The organism is Janthinobacterium foliorum (assembly GCF_978021625.1).
Genome location: NZ_CDXDQE010000002.1, coordinates 113657 through 131504, shown reverse-complemented (window position 1 = coordinate 131504; position 17848 = coordinate 113657). Strand labels below are relative to the sequence as shown.

The 17848-nt window shown below is 63.9% G+C and carries 15 protein-coding genes; 7 read left to right on the top strand and 8 right to left on the bottom strand.

Translation table 11 applies throughout. The annotated features are described in order from the left end of the window. Nucleotides 1–2 precede the first annotated feature (2 nt). The 3 genes from ACZ92H_RS05055 to ACZ92H_RS05045 form a co-directional block, all read right to left on the bottom strand. On the bottom strand, nucleotides 3–1706 hold the full coding sequence (locus ACZ92H_RS05055; protein ID WP_465048546.1) for a hypothetical protein: 1704 nt from the start codon (nucleotides 1704–1706) through the stop codon (nucleotides 3–5). 12 nt (nucleotides 1707–1718) lie between these two features. Then, entirely contained in the window at nucleotides 1719–2396 is a 678-nt protein-coding gene (locus ACZ92H_RS05050; RefSeq protein ID WP_465048545.1) for a UPF0149 family protein, read from the bottom strand. A 131-nt stretch (nucleotides 2397–2527) separates the two neighbouring features. Then, nucleotides 2528–3976 (bottom strand): peptide MFS transporter, encoded by a 1449-nt coding sequence (locus tag ACZ92H_RS05045; protein WP_465048849.1) that lies wholly within the window; start codon nucleotides 3974–3976, stop codon nucleotides 2528–2530. Nucleotides 3977–4346: 370 nt separating this feature from the next. Here ACZ92H_RS05045 and ppnN point away from each other — a divergent pair, with 370 nt between their 5' ends. Next, nucleotides 4347–5717 carry a nucleotide 5'-monophosphate nucleosidase PpnN gene (gene ppnN / locus ACZ92H_RS05040; RefSeq protein ID WP_131375231.1) on the top strand — a complete coding sequence of 457 codons (1371 nt, stop codon included), beginning with the start codon at nucleotides 4347–4349 and terminating at the stop codon, nucleotides 5715–5717. A gap of 164 nt (nucleotides 5718–5881) precedes the next feature. Here ppnN and lysS read toward each other — a convergent pair whose 3' ends face one another. From lysS to prfB, 3 genes are all read right to left on the bottom strand, one after another. Further along, a complete protein-coding gene (lysS, locus tag ACZ92H_RS05035; protein WP_131375234.1) occupies nucleotides 5882–7411 on the bottom strand; it encodes a lysine--tRNA ligase in 1530 nt (509 codons plus the stop codon). Nucleotides 7412–7429: 18 nt separating this feature from the next. Continuing rightward, the gene (locus ACZ92H_RS05030; RefSeq protein WP_465048544.1) at nucleotides 7430–8125 is read right to left on the bottom strand and encodes an HAD family hydrolase; all 696 of its coding nucleotides are present in this window, start codon (nucleotides 8123–8125) and stop codon (nucleotides 7430–7432) included. Nucleotides 8126–8127: 2 nt separating this feature from the next. Then, a protein-coding gene (gene prfB / locus ACZ92H_RS05025) for a peptide chain release factor 2 (protein ID WP_131375238.1) occupies nucleotides 8128–9232 on the bottom strand; the annotation gives its coding sequence in 2 pieces (ribosomal slippage) (nucleotides 8128–9150 and nucleotides 9152–9232; 1104 coding nt in all). Between the two features lie 223 nt (nucleotides 9233–9455). Here prfB and ACZ92H_RS05020 point away from each other — a divergent pair. Beyond that, nucleotides 9456–11501: a bifunctional 2',3'-cyclic-nucleotide 2'-phosphodiesterase/3'-nucleotidase gene (locus ACZ92H_RS05020; RefSeq protein WP_465048543.1), complete on the top strand. Its 2046-nt coding sequence runs from the start codon at nucleotides 9456–9458 to the stop codon at nucleotides 11499–11501. Nucleotides 11502–11554: 53 nt separating this feature from the next. After that, a complete protein-coding gene (locus ACZ92H_RS05015; RefSeq protein WP_465048542.1) occupies nucleotides 11555–12034 on the top strand; it encodes an SEL1-like repeat protein in 480 nt (159 codons plus the stop codon). A gap of 9 nt (nucleotides 12035–12043) precedes the next feature. On the opposite strand, the gene ACZ92H_RS05010 is transcribed toward ACZ92H_RS05015, so the two are convergent. Both ACZ92H_RS05010 and ACZ92H_RS05005 read right to left on the bottom strand, forming a co-directional pair. Further along, entirely contained in the window at nucleotides 12044–12457 is a 414-nt protein-coding gene (locus tag ACZ92H_RS05010; protein ID WP_131375244.1) for a hypothetical protein, read from the bottom strand. 24 nt (nucleotides 12458–12481) lie between these two features. Continuing rightward, nucleotides 12482–13390: a hypothetical protein gene (locus tag ACZ92H_RS05005; protein WP_465048541.1), complete on the bottom strand. Its 909-nt coding sequence runs from the start codon at nucleotides 13388–13390 to the stop codon at nucleotides 12482–12484. A 27-nt stretch (nucleotides 13391–13417) separates the two neighbouring features. Between ACZ92H_RS05005 and ACZ92H_RS05000 the strand changes: the two genes are divergently transcribed. From ACZ92H_RS05000 to ACZ92H_RS04985, 4 genes are all read left to right on the top strand, one after another. Then, a complete protein-coding gene (locus ACZ92H_RS05000; RefSeq protein WP_465048540.1) occupies nucleotides 13418–13669 on the top strand; it encodes a hypothetical protein in 252 nt (83 codons plus the stop codon). A gap of 88 nt (nucleotides 13670–13757) precedes the next feature. Beyond that, a complete protein-coding gene (locus tag ACZ92H_RS04995) occupies nucleotides 13758–14915 on the top strand; it encodes an ABC transporter substrate-binding protein (RefSeq protein WP_131375250.1) in 1158 nt (385 codons plus the stop codon). A gap of 85 nt (nucleotides 14916–15000) precedes the next feature. Then, a complete protein-coding gene (locus ACZ92H_RS04990; protein WP_131375252.1) occupies nucleotides 15001–15891 on the top strand; it encodes a branched-chain amino acid ABC transporter permease in 891 nt (296 codons plus the stop codon). Between the two features lie 7 nt (nucleotides 15892–15898). Next, on the top strand, nucleotides 15899–17842 hold the full coding sequence (locus ACZ92H_RS04985) for a branched-chain amino acid ABC transporter ATP-binding protein/permease (protein ID WP_131375254.1): 1944 nt from the start codon (nucleotides 15899–15901) through the stop codon (nucleotides 17840–17842). The last annotated feature ends 6 nt before the right edge of the window (nucleotides 17843–17848 follow it).

The window sequence follows — 17848 nt, the reverse complement described above, 5'->3', positions numbered from 1 at the left end:
GGCTAGATGCCGAATACTTTCAGGATTGCGTCGGTAAATCCCTCGAACCAGTTGCCCGCCTTGCCCGGCTGCTTGCCGTGGCGCGGGGTTTCCTCGTACAGGTAGACGCCATTGTCGCCGTCGAAACGGTCGTTGAGCAAGGCTTGCTGGCCACGCAGATACGGGATGAAGGTCTCGCTGCGCATGGTGGAATACAGCACGTCGGTGGTAAATCCCAGGGTGGCCGACTGGCTGATGGAGCGGCCCTGGCCGGCGCGCTCCAGGCGCACCCCGCGGCAGCCGCGCACGATCAGGGTGACGGGGCCGCGAAAGACGATGAAGCGCAGCTGCAGGGTAAGCCAGGCATGCAGGCTGCCCAGGCGCCAGTGGCTGGACATCGCCAGCGGCTGGCCCGCGTCGATGATCATGCCGACCAGCCCCCGTGGCTGGAACACCAGCGCGCTGCCGGCCGGCAGCCGGACGACGGCGATTTCCAGCAGCGGGTCGTCGCTGGCGGAAATTGTCACGGACGCCGGCACGTCGCTGTGCAGCCGCGTCAGCGCCACCATGCCGGCGGCCAGGCTGGTGAACGGAAAGCGCCAGTCCAGCAGCCACCGGGTGCGCTTGCGCGTGCTGACGGGCGACGATTGCAGGTATTCGGGATGGATCAGCATCTGCTGGCCTGGTTCCAGGCGCAGCGCCTGCGAGACGGCGGAGATGCGCGATTCTCCCCGCGGCGGCAAGGGCAGGGCGGCGGCATCGAGCTGCAGTTCGCGCGCGATCGACAGCGGTTTCAAGCGCGCGGCCACGGGGGCCAGCACGAAGTAAAAGAAGGCCTTGATGGCGGCGGGCAGCAGGATGGCCGACAGCACCAGCAGGGCGGCCGTGGGGGCCACGTCCATGACGGGACCGCGCCAGCGGCCGATCCAGTTGCGCGCCAGCTGCGCTTCGCCCGCCGCGATGGCCGCCTGCACGGGCGCCAGCGCGGCGGCCAGGGCTTGCCCGTCGATGGCGAAGGGCGCGGGGCGGGCGGCGTTGCTGCCGTCGCCGGTGCGCGCGCGCTGCGCCAGCCAGGCCTTGTAGGCCTGCAGATTGATCTCGCGCAGGCGCTGGCCTTCCGCGTCCAGGCGCGCCATCTGCGCATGGGCGTCGCTGCCGGGCAGGTGGGCCGCCACCGGGTGCTGCGCTTCCAGCAGCTGGCGCTGGCGGACATTCTCCTGCAATGCGGCATACGCGCGCGCGTGCTGCGCGTGCAGGCGCGCCAGGGTCTGGCGCGCATCCTCGCCGCTCAGCGTCGCCTGCAGGGCCAGCAGATAGCGCGCTTCCTGCGCCAGCACTTCGATTTCCACGCGGCGCGCCGCTTCCTCCTGCGCGTGGCGGGCCAGTGTCTCGGCGTCCGGCAGGGGAACGGTAAACAGCGCCGGCTGCTGCCGCGCGCGCAAGTCGGCCAGTTGCGCCTGCACGTCCTGCAGGCGGGCCGTGATGGCCGCGTGCGAGGCGTGCCGCATGGCGTTGACCCGCGCCGTGGCCGTATCGGCCAGGCTGGCGCCGTGCTGGTCCGCCGTGACGCTTGCTTGCCGCAATGCGGCCACGGCCTCGCGGCCGGCGCTGTAGGCGCGCCATTCGGCCAGCAGCAGGCGTCCGGCCAGCAGGATGGCGATGAACAGCGCGAACTGCAGCGCGTGGCGCAGCAGGAAGCGCAGCAGGGCCGTCAGCAGCTGGCGCAAGGAGAGGCGCCCTTAGCCGGCCGCGCTATCGGCGTCGGCGCAGCATTTTTTGTACTTCTTGCCGCTGCCGCAGTGGCACGGGTCGTTGCGGCCCGTCTTCGGCAACTCGCGCAGCACCGTGGCGCCGGGCTGGCTTTGTTTCAGGTGGCGCTGGCGCGCCCAGGCAAGGTTGATGGCGATGACGGACGGGGTGACGCCATCCATGGCGTTTTCGGCCGCCTCGTCATCGAGTTCGGTGGCCGTGGCCAGGTGCTGGAACGGCGCCAGGTACTCGGGGTGGCTGACGGCCAGGGCCGCCCACTGGGGCTTGTCCAGGGTCGTGCCCAGCACGAAGCCTGCGCACCAGGCGGGCACGCTCCATTCGGGGCCGCATTCGTAGATGGGCTCGAAGCTGTCCGGGTCTTTCGCCAGCCATTCGACCATGTAGGCGTGGTGTCGCAGGGCCAGGCTGGCCGCCCGGTCGCTGTCCGCGCCTGGCGCTGGGGCGGCGCTGCCTGCGGCCTTGTCCCAGACCCACGGCAGCCATTGCTCGGGCGCGAGCTGTTTCGGGCTCAGGGCGACGGCCGTGAGAAACCCTTCCAGCATCGACACGTCCATGGCGCGCCCTTCCAGCGCGGGCGCGGCCAGCAGGGTATCGAGTTCGGCGTATTCGTCGTCGGAGAGGGGCGAGGTGGTGGAGATGCTGGACATGGGATTCTTTGTATAGGTTGGTGACGTGGCCGGTGGCCCTGGCCGTATTGTACCGCCCGGCCTGGCAAAAACCGGCGCCGGAATGAAAAACGGCGGCCCGCAGGCCGCCGTGTTCAGCTAAGGCAGAAAACTTACTTCACGCCGTGCATCAGTTTGTTGATCAACGGTGCGATCAGGAACAGCACGACGCCGGCGCCCAGCAGGGACCAGAAGCCGAAGGTGTAGCCGGACAGGGCCGATTGCACCGACATGCCGCTCTCGCCGCTGACGTAGCTGGCGAAGATGCCCGACAGGTTGTTGCCGATACCGGTCGACAGGAACCAGCCGCCCATGCCCATGCCGACCAGGCGTACCGGCGCCAGCTTGGTGACCATCGACAGGCCGATCGGCGACAGGCACAGCTCGCCGATCGATTGCAGCACGTAGACCGTGGTCAGGGTCCAGAACGGGATCTTGTTGTCGGCGCCAACCAGGCTCGACAGTGCAAAGATCAGCAGGCCGAATGCCAGGGCGTTACCCAGCAAGCCCAGGCCGAATTTGCGCGGGATCGAAGGATTGACGTTGTGGCGCGCCAGGAAAACCCAGATGGCGGCGATGATCGGCGCGAAGATGATGATGGCCACCGAGTTGACGGTCTGGAAGTAGGCGGTCGGGAAGATCCAGAAGCCCAGGTCGCGGTTGACGATCTTGTCCGCCAGGAAGGTAAACGAGCTGCCAGCCTGTTCGAAGAACATCCAGAACAGGATGTTGAAGACGAAGATCAGCAGCATGGCGATGACGCGGTCGCGCGCCACCTTGCCATTGCGGATGCCTTCGACCATCAGCATCACGGCCAGGCCGATGAACAGCACGGTCAGGACGATTTGCAGCTTTTCAGCGCCGACCGTCAGCAGGAAGTACATCAGCGGGATCACGCACAGGCAGCCCAGGGCCACCCAGACGACGCGCATCGGGTTGCCGGAACCGGCTTCCGGCGCGCCGATGCCCTTCAGGGCGCGGCGGCCGATGGCGAACCATACCAGGCTGATCAGCATGCCGAAGCCGGAGGCCATGAAGACCATCTTGTACGACGGCATGGCGCTGGTGCCGAAGATCGACTCGGCCAGCCACTGGGTAAAGACGGGCGCGACCATGGCGCCCATGTTGATGCCCATGTAGAAGATCGTGAAGCCGCTGTCGCGGCGCGGATCGGCGGTCGTGTACAGCTTGCCGACCATGGTCGAGATGTTCGGCTTGAACATGCCGTTACCGACGATCATGGTGGCCAGGCCCAGATTGAAGATGTCCTGGTTGGGTACCGAGATGCAGAACAGGCCGGCAGCCATGAAGACGGCGCCCAGCAGGATGGAGCGCTGGTAGCCGATGATGCGGTCGGCGAGATAGCCGCCGAACAGGGCGCCGGCGTACACCAGCGCGAGGAAGGAACCGTAGGTCAGGTTGGCCGCTGCCTGTCCCGAACCGTCGCCAGCGTGGAACTGGGCCACGATGTACAGTACCAGCGCCCAGCGAACTCCGTAGAACGCGAAGCGTTCCCAGAATTCAGTCATGAACAACATCCACAATGGGCTTGGATGGCCCATAATCTGCTTGAACTCGGGAATAACGGCTTCCTTGTTGGGCGTAGTCGCACCGCTCATGCGGTTCCTCCTGAAAATTATTATAGTCAATCGATAAAACAAACTTATGGAAGCCTGCCGGGCTGCGGGTACTCTCATGAAGCACCGACCACACGGGAATTCCAATAGGCTGGCATTCTAATCTACAAATTGCGCTGAGCGAAGGTTTCCATTCGCATTAGCAAGAATGACTGTTTCATATTGGTCAAACCGGTTTGTGGCCCGGGGGCGGGCAAGGGGCATTTTGTGACGCTACAGCACAACTTGCCTGACTTGTCGTATATTGGTGGCGCAAGACATTCGAGGATCGATTTTTAAAGGGATTTTTCGCATTATGGAACACGACGTTATCGATACTCTGGTTTCACCGGAAGGCCGCCTGGACGTGCTCTCCAAGACTGAAGTCAACAAACTGCTCGACACCAGCCAGGGCGGCCTGTACAACACTTTCCGCCGCTGCGCGCTGGCGGTCCTCAATTGCGGCAGCACCGTCGACGACGGGCGCGCCTTGCTTGAACGCTACCAATCCTTCGAGATTTCCATCATCCAGCGCGAGCGCGGCATCAAGCTCGACATCAAGGGCGCGCCGGCCATCGCTTTCGTCGATGGCAAGATGATCAAGGGCATCCACGAGCACCTGTTCGCCGTCCTGCGCGACATTATCTTCGTCAGCGATGAAGTCACGGGCAACCCGAAATTCGACTTGCACAGCACGGAAGGCGTGACGGACGCCGTCTTCCACATCCTGCGCAACGCCAACGTGCTGCAAACCCAGCTCAACCCGAACCTGGTGGTGTGCTGGGGCGGCCACTCGATCAACCGCGCCGAATACAATTATTCGAAGGAAGTGGGCTACCAGCTGGGCTTGCGCGGCCTCGACATCTGCACGGGCTGCGGCCCGGGCGCCATGAAGGGCCCCATGAAGGGCGCCACCATCGGCCACGCCAAGCAGCGCCTGCACAATGGCCGCTACCTGGGCATCACGGAGCCGGGCATCATCGCCGCCGAATCGCCGAACCCCATCGTCAACGACCTGGTGATCATGCCGGACATCGAAAAACGCCTGGAAGCGTTCGTGCGCGCGGGCCACGGCATCGTCGTGTTCCCGGGCGGCGCCGGCACGGCCGAAGAGATTTTATATATCCTCGGCATCCTGCTGCACCCGGATAATGCCGAGATCCCGTTCCCGCTGATCTTCACGGGGCCGGAAACGTCGCGCGAGTATTTCGTGCAGATCAATCAGTTCATCCACGACACCCTGGGCCCGGAAGCGCAGCAGCGCTATAAGATCATCATCGACGACCCGGAACTGGTGGCGCGCGAGATGCTCGAAGGCATCCGCCAGGTGCGTGAATTCCGCAAGGCGCACAGCGATGCCTATTATTTCAATTGGCTGCTGAAGATCGACCACGAATTCCAGAAGCCGTTCCACCCCACGCATGACAACATGCGCAACCTGAGCCTGCACAAGAACCAGCCCACGCACTTGCTGGCGGCCCAGCTGCGCCGCGCCTTCTCCGGCGTGGTGGCGGGCAACGTCAAGGACGACGGCATCCGCTCGATCGAGGAGCACGGCAATTTCGAGATCCACGGCGACAAGGCCATCATGGGTCCGATGGACGCGCTGCTGGCCTCGTTCGTGGCGCAGCACAGGATGAAATTGGCGGGCACGGCGTATGTGCCGTGCTATACCGTGATTCAGTAATGCGGGATGCGTAGGTCGGATTGGCGTGCAAGCGCGTAATCCGACATGAATGGCCAACAATGTGTCGGATTACGCGTAGCGCTAATCCGACCTACGCGGCGACAGAAGTGAAAAAGCCGCCTGATCTTGCGATCAGGCGGCTTTTTATTGGCCAGCGTCCGCGATTATTCTTCGCGGCGCAGGTGAGGGAACAGCAGGACGTCGCGGATGTTCGGCGAATCCGTGATGATCATCATCAGGCGGTCGATGCCGATGCCGCAGCCGCCGGCTGGCGGCATGCCGTATTCCAGCGCGCGGATGTAGTCGGCGTCGTAGAACATCGCCTCTTCATCGCCGGCGTCCTTGGCCGCTACCTGCGCCAGGAAGCGGGCCGACTGGTCTTCTGCGTCGTTCAACTCGGAGAAGCCGTTGGCGATCTCGCGGCCCACCATGAACAGCTCGAAGCGTTCCGTGATGCCGGCCACCGTGTCGGAAGCGCGCGCCAGCGGCGATACTTCGACAGGGTAGTCGATGATGTAGGTCGGTTCCCACAGCTGCGCTTCGGCCGTTTCCTCGAACAGCGCCAGTTGCAGCGCGCCCAGGCCGGCCGTGGCGAATGGCTTGACGCCGAATTTCTTCAGCTCTTCCTTGATGAAGTCCGCATCGTTCAGCTGCTCCGGCGTGTAGCCCGGCGCGTACTTGTTGATCGCTTCGACGATGGTCAGGCGGTGGAACGGCTTGGCCAGGTCCAGCTCGCGGCCGCCGTAGGTCAGGGTGGCGGTGCCGTGCGCGTCGATGGCGGCCTGGCGGATGACGGCTTCCGTGAAGTCCATCAGCCATTTGTAGTCGGTGTAGGCCGCGTAGAATTCCATCATCGTGAATTCCGGGTTGTGACGGATCGACACGCCTTCGTTGCGGAAGTTGCGGTTGATCTCGAACACGCGGTCAAAGCCGCCCACGACCAGGCGCTTCAGGTACAGCTCGGGCGCGATGCGCAGGAACATTTGCATGTCCAGCGCATTGTGGTGCGTGATGAAGGGTTTGGCCGCCGCGCCGCCAGGGATGGTGTGCAGCATCGGCGTTTCCACTTCCATGAACTCGTTCTTTTCCATGAAGCGGCGGATCGACGAGATGGCGGCGGTGCGGGCCTTGAAGGTGCGGCGCGTCTCTTCGTTCATGATCAGGTCCACGTAGCGCTGGCGGTACTTGGTTTCCTGGTCGGCCAGGCCGTGGAACTTGTCCGGCAGCGGGCGCAGCGACTTGGTGATCAGGCGCAGTTGCGTGACCTTGATGGTCAGTTCGTCCGTCTTGGTCTTGAACAGGGTGCCGGCAACGCCCAGGATATCGCCCAGGTCATAGTGGTGCAGGGCGGCCATGGCCGCTTCGCCGGTGAGATCGAGCGTGGCGTAGATCTGGATGCGGCCATCGGCCTTCGGGCCGGAAGCGTCCTGCAGGGTGGCGAAAGCGGCTTTCTTGCCGGCTTCGCGCTTGAGCATCATGCGGCCGGCCAGCACCACGTGTACGGGGTTTTCTTCCAGCTCTTCGCGCGTCTTGCCGTCGTATTGCGCGTGCAGATCGGCCGCCTTGTGCTCAGGGCGGAAATCGTTCGGGAAGGCGACGCCTTGTTCGCGCAGTGCGGCCAGCTTGGCGCGGCGCTCGGCGATGATCTTGTTTTCATCGGGGGCGGCGGCTTGTTCTTGGATATCCGTAGTCATGATGTTCTTCGTTGTTGATTATTGATGATGTGGTGCCAGCGCTGGCGCCACGCTGGCAAACAGTGCGTCGATGTCGAGCGCGGAAAAATCCGGCACGATGGCAATCACGTTGTCGAAGGCGGCAAACGCTTCGGCCGGCAGGGTGGTGGTGAGCGCCACGACGCGCATGCCGGCGCGGCGCGCCGCTTCCACGCCCAGGGGCGCGTCTTCAAAGACGATGCAGTGCCGCGGCAGCGCGCCGGCCAGCTGCGCGCCTTTCAGGAACACGTCCGGGTGCGGCTTGCCCCGTTCCACGTCGGCGGCGCCGACGATGGCGTCGAAGCGGTGGCGCAGGTCCAGGCCGTCGAGCGTGAACGCGATGTTCTCGTTCGGCGCGGCCGTGCCCACCACCAGGCCCACGCCGTGCTGGCGGGCGCTGGCGATCAAGGCGTCGAAACCGGCCACCGTGGCCAGGTGCGGGCCATACAGTTCGCGGTAGACGACTTCCTTTTCCGCCAGCAGGGTGGCATGGTCGGCATCCTCGCCCAGATACTTGGCGATGATTTCGCGGCCCTGGCGGCCCGCCGTATCGCGGAAAAAGGCGTCCGCGTCCAGCGCATGGCCCTGGCGTTCAAAGAACGCCAGCCACGATTGCGTGTGGTAGGCCATGTTGTCGACGATCGTGCCATCCATGTCGAACAGGAAGGCACGCCGTGCTGGAGCGGATGCAGTCATCCTTACACGCCCTGTTTCAGCGAGGCGGAGATGAAGTCGTCGATGTCGCCATCGAGCACGCCCTTGGTATTGCCCGTCTCGAAGCCGGTGCGCAAGTCCTTGATGCGGGACTGGTCCAGCACGTAGGAGCGGATCTGGTGACCCCAGCCCACGTCCGTCTTCGAGTCTTCCAGCTTCTGCTGTTCGCTCATGCGCTTGCGCAGTTCATGCTCGTACAGCTTGGCTTTCAGCATTTCCATCGCTTCGGCGCGGTTGCGGTGCTGCGAACGGTCGTTCTGGCACTGCACCACGATGCCGGTCGGCGCGTGGGTCATGCGGACGGCGGAGTCGGTTTTATTGATGTGCTGACCGCCGGCGCCCGACGCGCGGTAGGTATCGACGCGGATATCGGCCGGGTTGACGTCGATCTCGATCGAATCATCGACTTCCGGATACACGAACAGCGACGTAAACGAAGTGTGGCGGCCGTTGGCCGAGTCGAATGGCGACTTGCGCACCAGGCGGTGCACGCCCGTTTCCGTGCGCAGGAAGCCGTAGGCGTGATCGCCCTCGACTTTCAGGGTGGCCGTCTTGATGCCGGCAACCTCGCCGTCGGACTGCTCGAGGATTTCGACTTTAAAACCCTTGCGTTCGCAGTAGCGCAGGTACTGGCGCAGCAGCATCGACGCCCAGTCCTGGGCTTCCGTGCCGCCGGCGCCGGCCTGGATGTCGATGAAGCAGTTGTTCGGGTCCATCGGATTGTTGAACATCCGGCGGAATTCCATGCTTTCGATGACCTTGCGGATTTCCTGCACGTCCTGCTCGATCGCTTCCAGCGTCTCTTCGTCGCCTTCCTCGCGGGCCATGTCGAACAGGTCGCGGGTATCGCGCAGGTCGGCATCGGCCTTGGTCAGGGTAAAGACGATGGCTTCCAGCGCCTTCTTCTCCTTACCGAGGTCCTGGGCGCGCTTGGGATCGTTCCAGACGGTAGGATCTTCCAGTTCTTCGTTGACTTGCTCTAGTTTCTCCGACTTGACAGTGAAGTCAAAGATACCTCCGAAGTTCGGCTTCGCGGACGGTCAGGTCGTTGAGCAGGGCGGAGATGGCGTTGATGCGTTCGGCTTCCATAATGTTCTGGTCTTCTATGGTGAAATCAAACCTTGAATTATACGCGAGCGCGGGCCGTTTCCCATGCCGGCGGCATCGAATCGGTGGCGCGCGCCGCAATAAAAGCACTCATTTGCTGTATTTGCGACAATGTTCTGCCGGTTGCCAAGGGCGTTTTATGCCTTGAAAGGGGCTGTCGTGCTGCGTATGATGCTGGCGATATTGTCTTTCCACAGGAATTCCCATGTGCCACCCCCTGCGCCAACTTCCCCGTCTCGCCCTGTTACCGCTGCTGCTGGCCGGCTGCGGCGCCGTGCCGCCCGCCGCCACCGGACCCGTTCACCCGCTGGCCGCCGCGCAGGCGGGCAGCAGCGCCACGCTGGCCCTGCTGGAGACGACGGACTTGCACGCCAATGTGCTCAGTTATGATTACTACAAGCTGCAGGCGGAACCGTCGATCGGCCTGGAACGCACGGCAACCCTGATCGCACAGGCGCGTGCCGAGTTCCCGAATACCCTCCTGCTCGACAATGGCGACACCATCCAGGGCACGGCGCTGGCCGACTACCAGGCATTGGTAAAACCGCTGGCCTGCGACCACACCCTGGCCATCTACAAGGCCATGAATCTGCTGAAAGTGGACGGCGGCGGCATCGGCAACCACGAATTCAACTACGGCCTGGCTTTTTTGAGCCAGGTGACGGGCAACCGGTTTGATGTCGACAGCGTCGACGCCGCCAAACCGCGCTGCGCCGGCCCGCAATTTCCGCAAGTGCTGGCCAACGTCTACAGCGTCAAGAGCGGCAAGCCGCTGTTCGCGCCTTACCACATCATCGACAAGCAGATCACTGCAGCCGGCCCCGATGGCCAGGCCGTGACGAGCACCGTGAAGGTCGGCATCATCAGTTTTGCGCCGCCCACCATCATGGCGTGGGACAAGCGCTGGCTGGAAGGGCGCGTCTACACGCAGGGCGTGCGCGAGACAGCGGAAAAATTCATTCCCGAGATGCGCGCCAAGGGCGCCGAACTGGTGGTGGCCATCTCGCACGGCGGCCTCGATGACAGCCCGTATTCGCCGACCATGGAAAACGGCAATTACTACCTGTCGCAAGTGCCGGGCGTGGACGCCATGCTGATCGGCCATTCGCACCAGCTGTTCCCCAACGCCACGAGCACGGTGCCGCAGTTTAATCTGCCCGGCGTCGACAAGGTCAAAGGGCTGGTGAACGGCGTGCCCACCGTGATGGCCAATTTGTGGGGCAAGCACCTGGGCGTGATCGGCCTGCACCTGCGCCACGACGGCAAGCAGTGGGTGGTCGACAAGAGCGCCACCACGGTGGAAGCGCGCGGCATCCAGAACGCGGACAAGAGTTATGTGGCGCCCGATGCGGCCATCGCCAGGCTGGTGGCCGAGGAACACGCGGCGACCATCGCCTACGTGCAGACGCCGGTCGGCGCCACTGACTTCCGCATGTCGACGTATTTCGCCGACGTGGGCGATGTCAGCGCCATCGAGGTGGTGAACCAGGCGCAATCGGGCTACCTGGCCGCCTACGTCAAGGCGAACCTGCCGCAGTACGCGCACCTGCCCGTGCTGTCGATGTCGTCGCCGTTCAAGAGCGGCTCGGCCGGCGTGTCCGACTACACGGACGTCAAGGCGGGCAACGTGGCGCTGAACAACGCGGCCGACCTGTACCTGTATCCGAACGCGCTGTACGGCGTGAAGATGAACGGCGCGGAACTGAAGGCGTGGCTGGAACAGTCGGCGCGGCGCTTCAATACCATCGATGTCAAGAAGACCGAGCCGCAGGAACTGGTCAACACGGCGCACCCGAGCTACAACTTCGACGCCATCACCAGCGCCGACGTGCGCTACCAGATCGACATCACGCAGCAGCCGGGCCAGCGCATCAAGGGACTCACCTACAAGGGCAGGCCGGTGGACGCGAGCCAGGAATTCCTCATCGCCACGAATAATTACCGCGCCAGCGGCGGCGGCAATTTCCCTGGCCTTGACGGCAGCAAGACGGTGGTGGCCTCGCCCGACAACAACCGCGAACTCTTGATCGCCTACGTCACGCAGGAAAAAAACCTGACGCGCGCGAAAAACGGCTCGGCGCGCAGCTGGCGTTTCGCCAGGGCCGCCACGCAAGGCCCGGTGGTCTTCCACTCGGCGCCGAACGTGATCGAGCTGGCCAAGGCGGCCGGCATCGCCAACGTGACGCAATTGAAGGCTGACGATGGCGCGGGCAAGGGCTTTGCGCTGTATCAGCTCGACCTGTCGAAATGACGCTGGCGGCCTGGCTGCTGGGGGCCGCGCTGGCGTCACCGCTGGCGTCAACCTTGGCATCACCCCTGGCGTCGCCGCTGGCGCAGGCCGGCGCCGGTCCCGCCGCGCAGTTGGCGCAGGCGAAGGTGCTGATGCGCGCCGGGCCGGCATCGCAGCCGGCCGCGCGCGCCCTGTTCGCGCAGGCGGCGGGGCAGGGCAGCGGCGCGGCCGCGTATTACCTGGGCCTGATGCTGAAAAACGGCATGGGCGGGCCGCAGGATCTTCCTGCCGCCATGCGCTCGCTGGAACAGGCCGCGCGGCAGCAAGTGGCGCCCGCCATGTTCATCCTGGCGAACATGCTGCTCGAAACTGACCAGCAACGGGCGCGCCTCTGGCTCGATGCCGCCTGTGACGCGGAATATCCGGAAGCGCTGCAGCAGAAATCCGTCGCCCTGGCTGAAGGGCGCATGGGCTATGCGCACAGCGAGGAACAGGCGAACCTGTACCTGAAAATGGCCACGCACGCGATGGGGCACCGGTCTGCCGAGCCCTGAGACAGCCGTCTATGCCGCTTCGGCCTTCTTCGGCTTGGCCCGCAGGCTGGCCGCCGCCTCGCCGATGGCGAACGGGTCGCGCGACAGGATGGCGGCGCCCAGGTCGACCAGCCTGGCGGCGGCGGTGATGGCGGCCTTGACGTCGGCGATGCGCTTGAGCTGCAGCTTGCCCTTGGCGATGGCGTCCTCGATCTCGCCGCGCGCCTGCTCCGCACCCTCGGCGATCAGGGTGATGCCGTAGGCGCGGAACAGGGCCACCATCTGGTCCAGGTGGTTTTCATATTGTTCCAGTAACGCGCGCTCGTCCGGCGTCAGCGCGTCGCGCGCGCGGACGCGCAATTCCAGCACCAGGCTCGATGCCTGCGCCAGGCTGTCGGCGATGGCGTAGGCCTGGTCTTTCGTCAATTCGCTCTGTGGGGCCATGATGGTCTCCGGTTGTGCCTGGACTTACCAGCGGGCGGGCGCATAGTAGGCGGCCTGTTTTTGCAGCGCGGCGACGTTGCTGGAAAACGCTGCCAGCTGCTGTTCCAGCTCCGGCGCCTGCAGGCGATCCAGGTTGGCCCGCAGCACGGCCACGCTCGCCTGCAGCGCGTCGATGGCGGCTACGTACGCGGCAACGATCTTTTCCCTTTCCTGCAGTTGCCGGCCTTCCAGGTGCAAGCGCGTGCGGATGTAGTTGGCGGCCAGCGGTTCGCGCGGCGCGGCGGCATCGACGGCGCCGCGCAGCAGGGCCAGGTCGCGCAGCTCGTCTTGCAGGCCGGCGCGGTAGTTGCGCTGCGCATATTCCTTCAATGCATTGCTGACGATGGTCACGGCTTCCTGTTCCTCAAGCAGTTCGCGCAAGGCGGATTTTTGCAGGCGCTGCGTGGCCAGCCGGCTCAAGTGTTCACTGAGCTTGACGACCTTGTACAGCCTGTCCGCGTCGAGCAGGGGCGTTTCGCCATCCGCTTGCGCCAGTCCGCCCAGGGCATCGCCGAGTCCCGTAAATTCTTCCTTGTGCACGGGCAGCTTCTCGTCCGCCACGGCCGCCAGGGTCTGCGCGTAGCGCAGCAGCACGTCGTTGAGCTGGCCGATCGCCACGCTGGCCTCGGCGATGGGCGCGCAATCGGCGCGCGCTGCCTGCTCGCTGGCTTGCGCATCGAAATGCTCGCTGAGGACCAGCCGCTTGCGCAGGGCCCTGTCGCTGCAGCTGTGGAAGGTGCCGGCCAGCATGGGATCGAAGCTGACGGATAATTTCTGTGTCTGCTCGGCAAACGTGCGCACGGGCGCCACGTCGCTGGCGCAGCCGGCCAGCAGCAGGCCGGCGAGCGAAGAGAGGAGCACGGTGTGGAACGGGACTGTCGATGGGCGCTGCATATCGCCTCCATGCGGTGGGAATGCTGGATGAGCCTGCGCGCGGGCGCCGGTATGGCCGAACTTAGCATGCCGGACAGTGGCGGCCTTGCGCCAGATCAGCTCGCCAGCAATCGTCGAGCTTGCTTGCAGGGCGTTGTCCCGTTTTGCCACAATGCTGTTGCGCGATGGCGCAAGCTGCGCCAATTTGCGCCATATTTTTCTTACAAAAGGCTGACAATCGGCGCTTTTTTGCATGCTGCGACGCGTCATATGTTGTTGTTGCTGGTGCATGTTTACTAACCTACAATGATTTATCGATGGGGCGGTTATCCAGCGTACGACTATAAAAATAAGTGGCATTAAAAACGTTGTATTACAGGAGATGACAATGAATTTGAAACAGAAATTGCTCGTGGCAAGTTTGGTTTTGGGTTTCTCGCAAGCGGCAGTCGCAGCCGACCCCATCAAGATCGGCGTGTCCGGCCCGTTCACGGGCGGTTCCGCGCCGATGGGCGTGTCGATGCGCGACGGCGTGAAACTGGCCGTCGCGGAAATCAATGCCAAGGGCGGCGTCATGGGCCGCTCGCTGCTGCTGATCGAGCGCGACGACGAAGCGAAGAATGAACGCGGCGTGCAAATCGCCCAGGAACTCATCAACAAGGAAAAGGTCGCCGCCACCGTCGGCTACATCAACACGGGCGTGGCGCTGGCCTCGCAGCGCTTCTACCAGGAAGCGAAAATTCCTGTCATCAACAACGTGGCGACCGGCTCCATCGTCACCAAGCAGTTCGCCGACCAGCCTGAAAACTACATCTTCCGCAACGCCGCCAACGACCAGATCCAGTCGCACATGATCGTCGAGGAAGCCGTCGACCGCCGCAAGTTCAAGAAAGTGGCGATCCTGGCCGACTCCACCAACTACGGCCAGCTGGGCCGCGCCGACCTGGAAAAAGCCCTCGATGCGAAAGGCATCAAGCCCGTCGCCGTGGAAAAATACAATATCAAGGACGTCGACATGACGGCCCAGCTGCTGAAAGCCAAGCAGGCCGGCGCGGAAGTGGTGCTGACCTACGGCATCGGCCCGGAACTGGCGCAGATCGCCAACGGCATGGAAAAACTGGGCTGGAAAGTGCCGCTGATCGGCAGCTGGACCCTGGCCATGGGCAACTTCATCGATAACGCGGGCAAGAACGGTGACGGCACGCGCATGCCGCAAACCTTCATCCAGGAGCCGAGCACGCCGAAACGCAAGGCCTTCATTGACGCCTATGTCGCCGCCTATAAACCGTCGGGCGGACGCATGCCGTCGGCCGTGTCGGCCGCGCAAGGCTACGACTCCATCTACCTGCTGGCCGCCGCCTTCAAGCAGGCCGGCGGCACGGATGGCCCGAAAGTGCGCGCCGCACTGGAAAACCTGGGCGAGAAAGTGGACGGCGCCGTCACCACGTACAACAAGCCATTCAGCAAGACCAACCATGAGGCGATCACGGCCGACCTGACGGTCTTCGGCGAAGTCAAGGACGGCAAGGTCATCCTCGCCAAATAAGCCTGGCGGACGTTTGTCGCGCAGTGGCCAGCCTTGAGGAATCAGGACTGGCCATTTTTTTATCTTCCGTCCTTCGGGGAATATCATGGAAATCTTCCTGCAGCTTGTCTTCAGCGGCGTCGCGCTGGGCATGATCTATGCCGTCATCGCCTTCGGCTACCAGCTGACCTTTGCCACGTCCGGCACCCTCAATTTCGGCCAGGGCGAGTCCCTGATGCTGGGCGCGCTGGTAGGCCTGTCGCTGGTGGGCACCATCCACGGCGGCCCCTATATGAGCTATCTGCTGATGATCCCCATCGTCATCGCCTTCGGCGCGCTGCAGGGCGTGTTCGTGGAATGGATCGGCGTGCGGCCCGCCATCAAGATCAAGTCGGAATTCGGCTGGATCATGTCGACCATCGCGCTGGCCATCATCTTTAAAAATGTGGCGGAAAACATCTGGGGCAAGGATGACCTGATGTTCCCGTCGCCCCTGTCCGCCGCGCCGTTCCAGGTGTTTGGCGCCAACGTGCAGCAGATGCAGGTGGCCGTCATCATCGGCGCGCTGGCCATCATGCTGGCCGTCGAAGTGTTCAACCGCAAATCCATCTACGGCAAGGCCGTGGTGGCGACGGCCAACGACCGCGACGCGGCCGGCCTGATGGGTATCAACACGGGCATGGTCATCACGTTTTCGTATGCGCTGTCGTCGGCCACGGCCGCCTTTGCGGGCGTGCTGGTGGCGCCGCTGACCCTGACGGGGGCCACCATGGGCGCCTCGCTGGGCCTGAAGGCGTTCGCCGTGGCCATCATCGGCGGCCTGACGTCGGGCGTGGGCGCCATCGTCGGCGGCCTGATCCTGGGCATCGCCGAGACCACCACCGGCTATTACATCTCCACCGGCTACAAGGAGGTGCCTGGCCTGCTGCTGTTGCTGCTGGTGCTGGCCATCAAGCCATCGGGCCTGTTCGGCAAAGCCGCGATCAAGAAAGTCTGAGGAACACATGAACAAGAAAATCACCATGCTGGCGTTGAGCGCGGCGGGACTGGCCGTGCTCGCGCTGTTCCCCGTCGTCATCCCGAATCCGTATTACATCCACCTGGCCGAAACCATCCTGATCTACGCCATCCTGCTGTTCGGCCTCGACATCGTCGTCGGCTACACGGGGCAGGTGTCGCTGGGCCACGCCGGCCTGTTCGGCATCGGCTCGTACGCCACGGGGGTGCTGGTATTCAAGCTGGGCGCGCCGTTCTGGCTGGCCATCCCCGCCAGCATCCTGGGGGCGGCCCTGTTCGGCGCCATCCTGGCCTTGCCGGCCCTGCGCGTGACGGGTCCCTACCTGGCCATGGTGACGCTGGCCTTCGGCACCATCGTGCAAATCCTCATCAACGAGATGAGCTTCCTGACGGAAGGCCCGATGGGCATCAAGATCCACAAGCCCGTGCTGTTCGGCCACAAATTGAGCGAAGTGGAGTACTACTACATGGTGGCCGCGCTGATGGTCATTTCGCTCGTCGTCGTGCACCGCATCCTGAAATCGAACCTGGGGCGCGCCTTCGAGGCGCTGCGCGACAGCCCCATCGCCTCGGACTGCATGGGCGTCTCCGTGTACCGCTACAAGGTCTACGCCTTCGTCATCAGCGCCGGTTTCGCCGGACTGGCCGGCAGCCTGTATGCGTATTCGGAAGAGTATATTTCGCCCAATACCTACAACTTCGAGCTGACGATCCTGTTCCTGCTGGCCGTCATCATGGGCGGGCGCAAGACGCGCTCGGGCGCGCTGATCGGCGCCCTGATCGTTGTCATGCTGCCCAGCCTGCTGTCTGACATCGAACTGTTCCGCAAGATCGCCGTGGCCGCCGCCGTGCTGGGCGTGATCGGCTCGGCCTACATGCTGGCGAAAAAACGCTCCACGGTGCGCGGCGTGATCGTGCCGCTGGTCGCCACCATCGGCCTGGCCGCGTTTTCCTACAAGCTCGATAACATGGTCGACTGGCGCCTGACCATCTTCGGCCTGATGACCCTGTTCGTCGTGTACTACCTGCAGGACGGCATCGTCGGTTTCCTGATGAGTTTTGTGGGCAAGGGCCGCCGCCACGTGAAAGCGGTGGCGTCCAGCGGCGTGGCGCCGTTCCACCATGCCGAAGGCGGCGCGCAGGGCGCCACCCTGCTGCGCGTGGAGCAGGCGCTGATGCAGTTCGGCGGCCTGAAGGCGCTGAACCAGGTGGACCTGAACGTCACGCAAGGCTCCGTGCATGGCTTGATCGGGCCGAACGGCTCCGGCAAGAGCACCATGATGAACGTGCTGACGGGGATCTACAAGCCGACAGCGGGCAAGGTGGAATTTGCCGGCGCCGTCATTTCCGGGCGCACGCCGTCCGAGATCGCTCTGGGCGGCGTGGCGCGCACCTTCCAGAACGTGCAGCTGTTCGGCGAGATGACGGCGACGGAAAACGTGCTGGTCGGCTTGCACAACACCTTCCAGTCGAACGTGCTGGACGTGATGCTGCACACGCCCCGCTACAAGCGCGAAGAAAAGGCGGCGCGCGAGCGGGCCGCCAGCATCCTCGAATTCGTCGGACTGGCCGACCTGGCCGACGAAGAGGCGCGCAACCTGCCGTACGGTAAACAGCGCTTGCTGGAAATCGGCCGCGCGCTGGGCCTGAACCCCCGCTTGCTGCTGCTCGACGAGCCGGCGGCGGGCCTGACGGCGCCCGACATCAAGGAGCTGATGGCCATCATCCGCAAGATCCGCGAGCATGGCATCACCATCATCCTGATCGAGCATCACATGGACGTGGTGATGGCGCTGTCGGACGTGGTGACGGTGCTGGACTTCGGCCAGAAGATCGCCGAAGGCGCACCCGCGCTTGTCCAGAGCGATCCGAAAGTGATCGAAGCCTACCTGGGCGGCAGCAGCGACGCCGCCACCGCACCTGCACACTGACGGGGA

Coding starts and splice junctions, on each gene's coding strand:
- lysS (WP_131375234.1), bottom strand. CDS start 7,411: ATGACTACGGATATCCAAGAACAAGCCGCCGCCCCCGATGAAAACAAG.
- ACZ92H_RS05030 (WP_465048544.1), bottom strand. CDS start 8,125: ATGACTGCATCCGCTCCAGCACGGCGTGCCTTCCTGTTCGACATGGAT.
- ACZ92H_RS05045 (WP_465048849.1), bottom strand. CDS start 3,976: ATGGGCCATCCAAGCCCATTGTGGATGTTGTTCATGACTGAATTCTGG.
- ACZ92H_RS04995 (WP_131375250.1), top strand. CDS start 13,758: ATGAATTTGAAACAGAAATTGCTCGTGGCAAGTTTGGTTTTGGGTTTC.
- ACZ92H_RS04990 (WP_131375252.1), top strand. CDS start 15,001: ATGGAAATCTTCCTGCAGCTTGTCTTCAGCGGCGTCGCGCTGGGCATG.
- ACZ92H_RS05005 (WP_465048541.1), bottom strand. CDS start 13,390: ATGCAGCGCCCATCGACAGTCCCGTTCCACACCGTGCTCCTCTCTTCG.
- ACZ92H_RS04985 (WP_131375254.1), top strand. CDS start 15,899: ATGAACAAGAAAATCACCATGCTGGCGTTGAGCGCGGCGGGACTGGCC.
- ACZ92H_RS05020 (WP_465048543.1), top strand. CDS start 9,456: ATGTGCCACCCCCTGCGCCAACTTCCCCGTCTCGCCCTGTTACCGCTG.
- ACZ92H_RS05000 (WP_465048540.1), top strand. CDS start 13,418: ATGAGCCTGCGCGCGGGCGCCGGTATGGCCGAACTTAGCATGCCGGAC.
- ppnN (WP_131375231.1), top strand. CDS start 4,347: ATGGAACACGACGTTATCGATACTCTGGTTTCACCGGAAGGCCGCCTG.
- ACZ92H_RS05010 (WP_131375244.1), bottom strand. CDS start 12,457: ATGGCCCCACAGAGCGAATTGACGAAAGACCAGGCCTACGCCATCGCC.
- ACZ92H_RS05050 (WP_465048545.1), bottom strand. CDS start 2,396: ATGTCCAGCATCTCCACCACCTCGCCCCTCTCCGACGACGAATACGCC.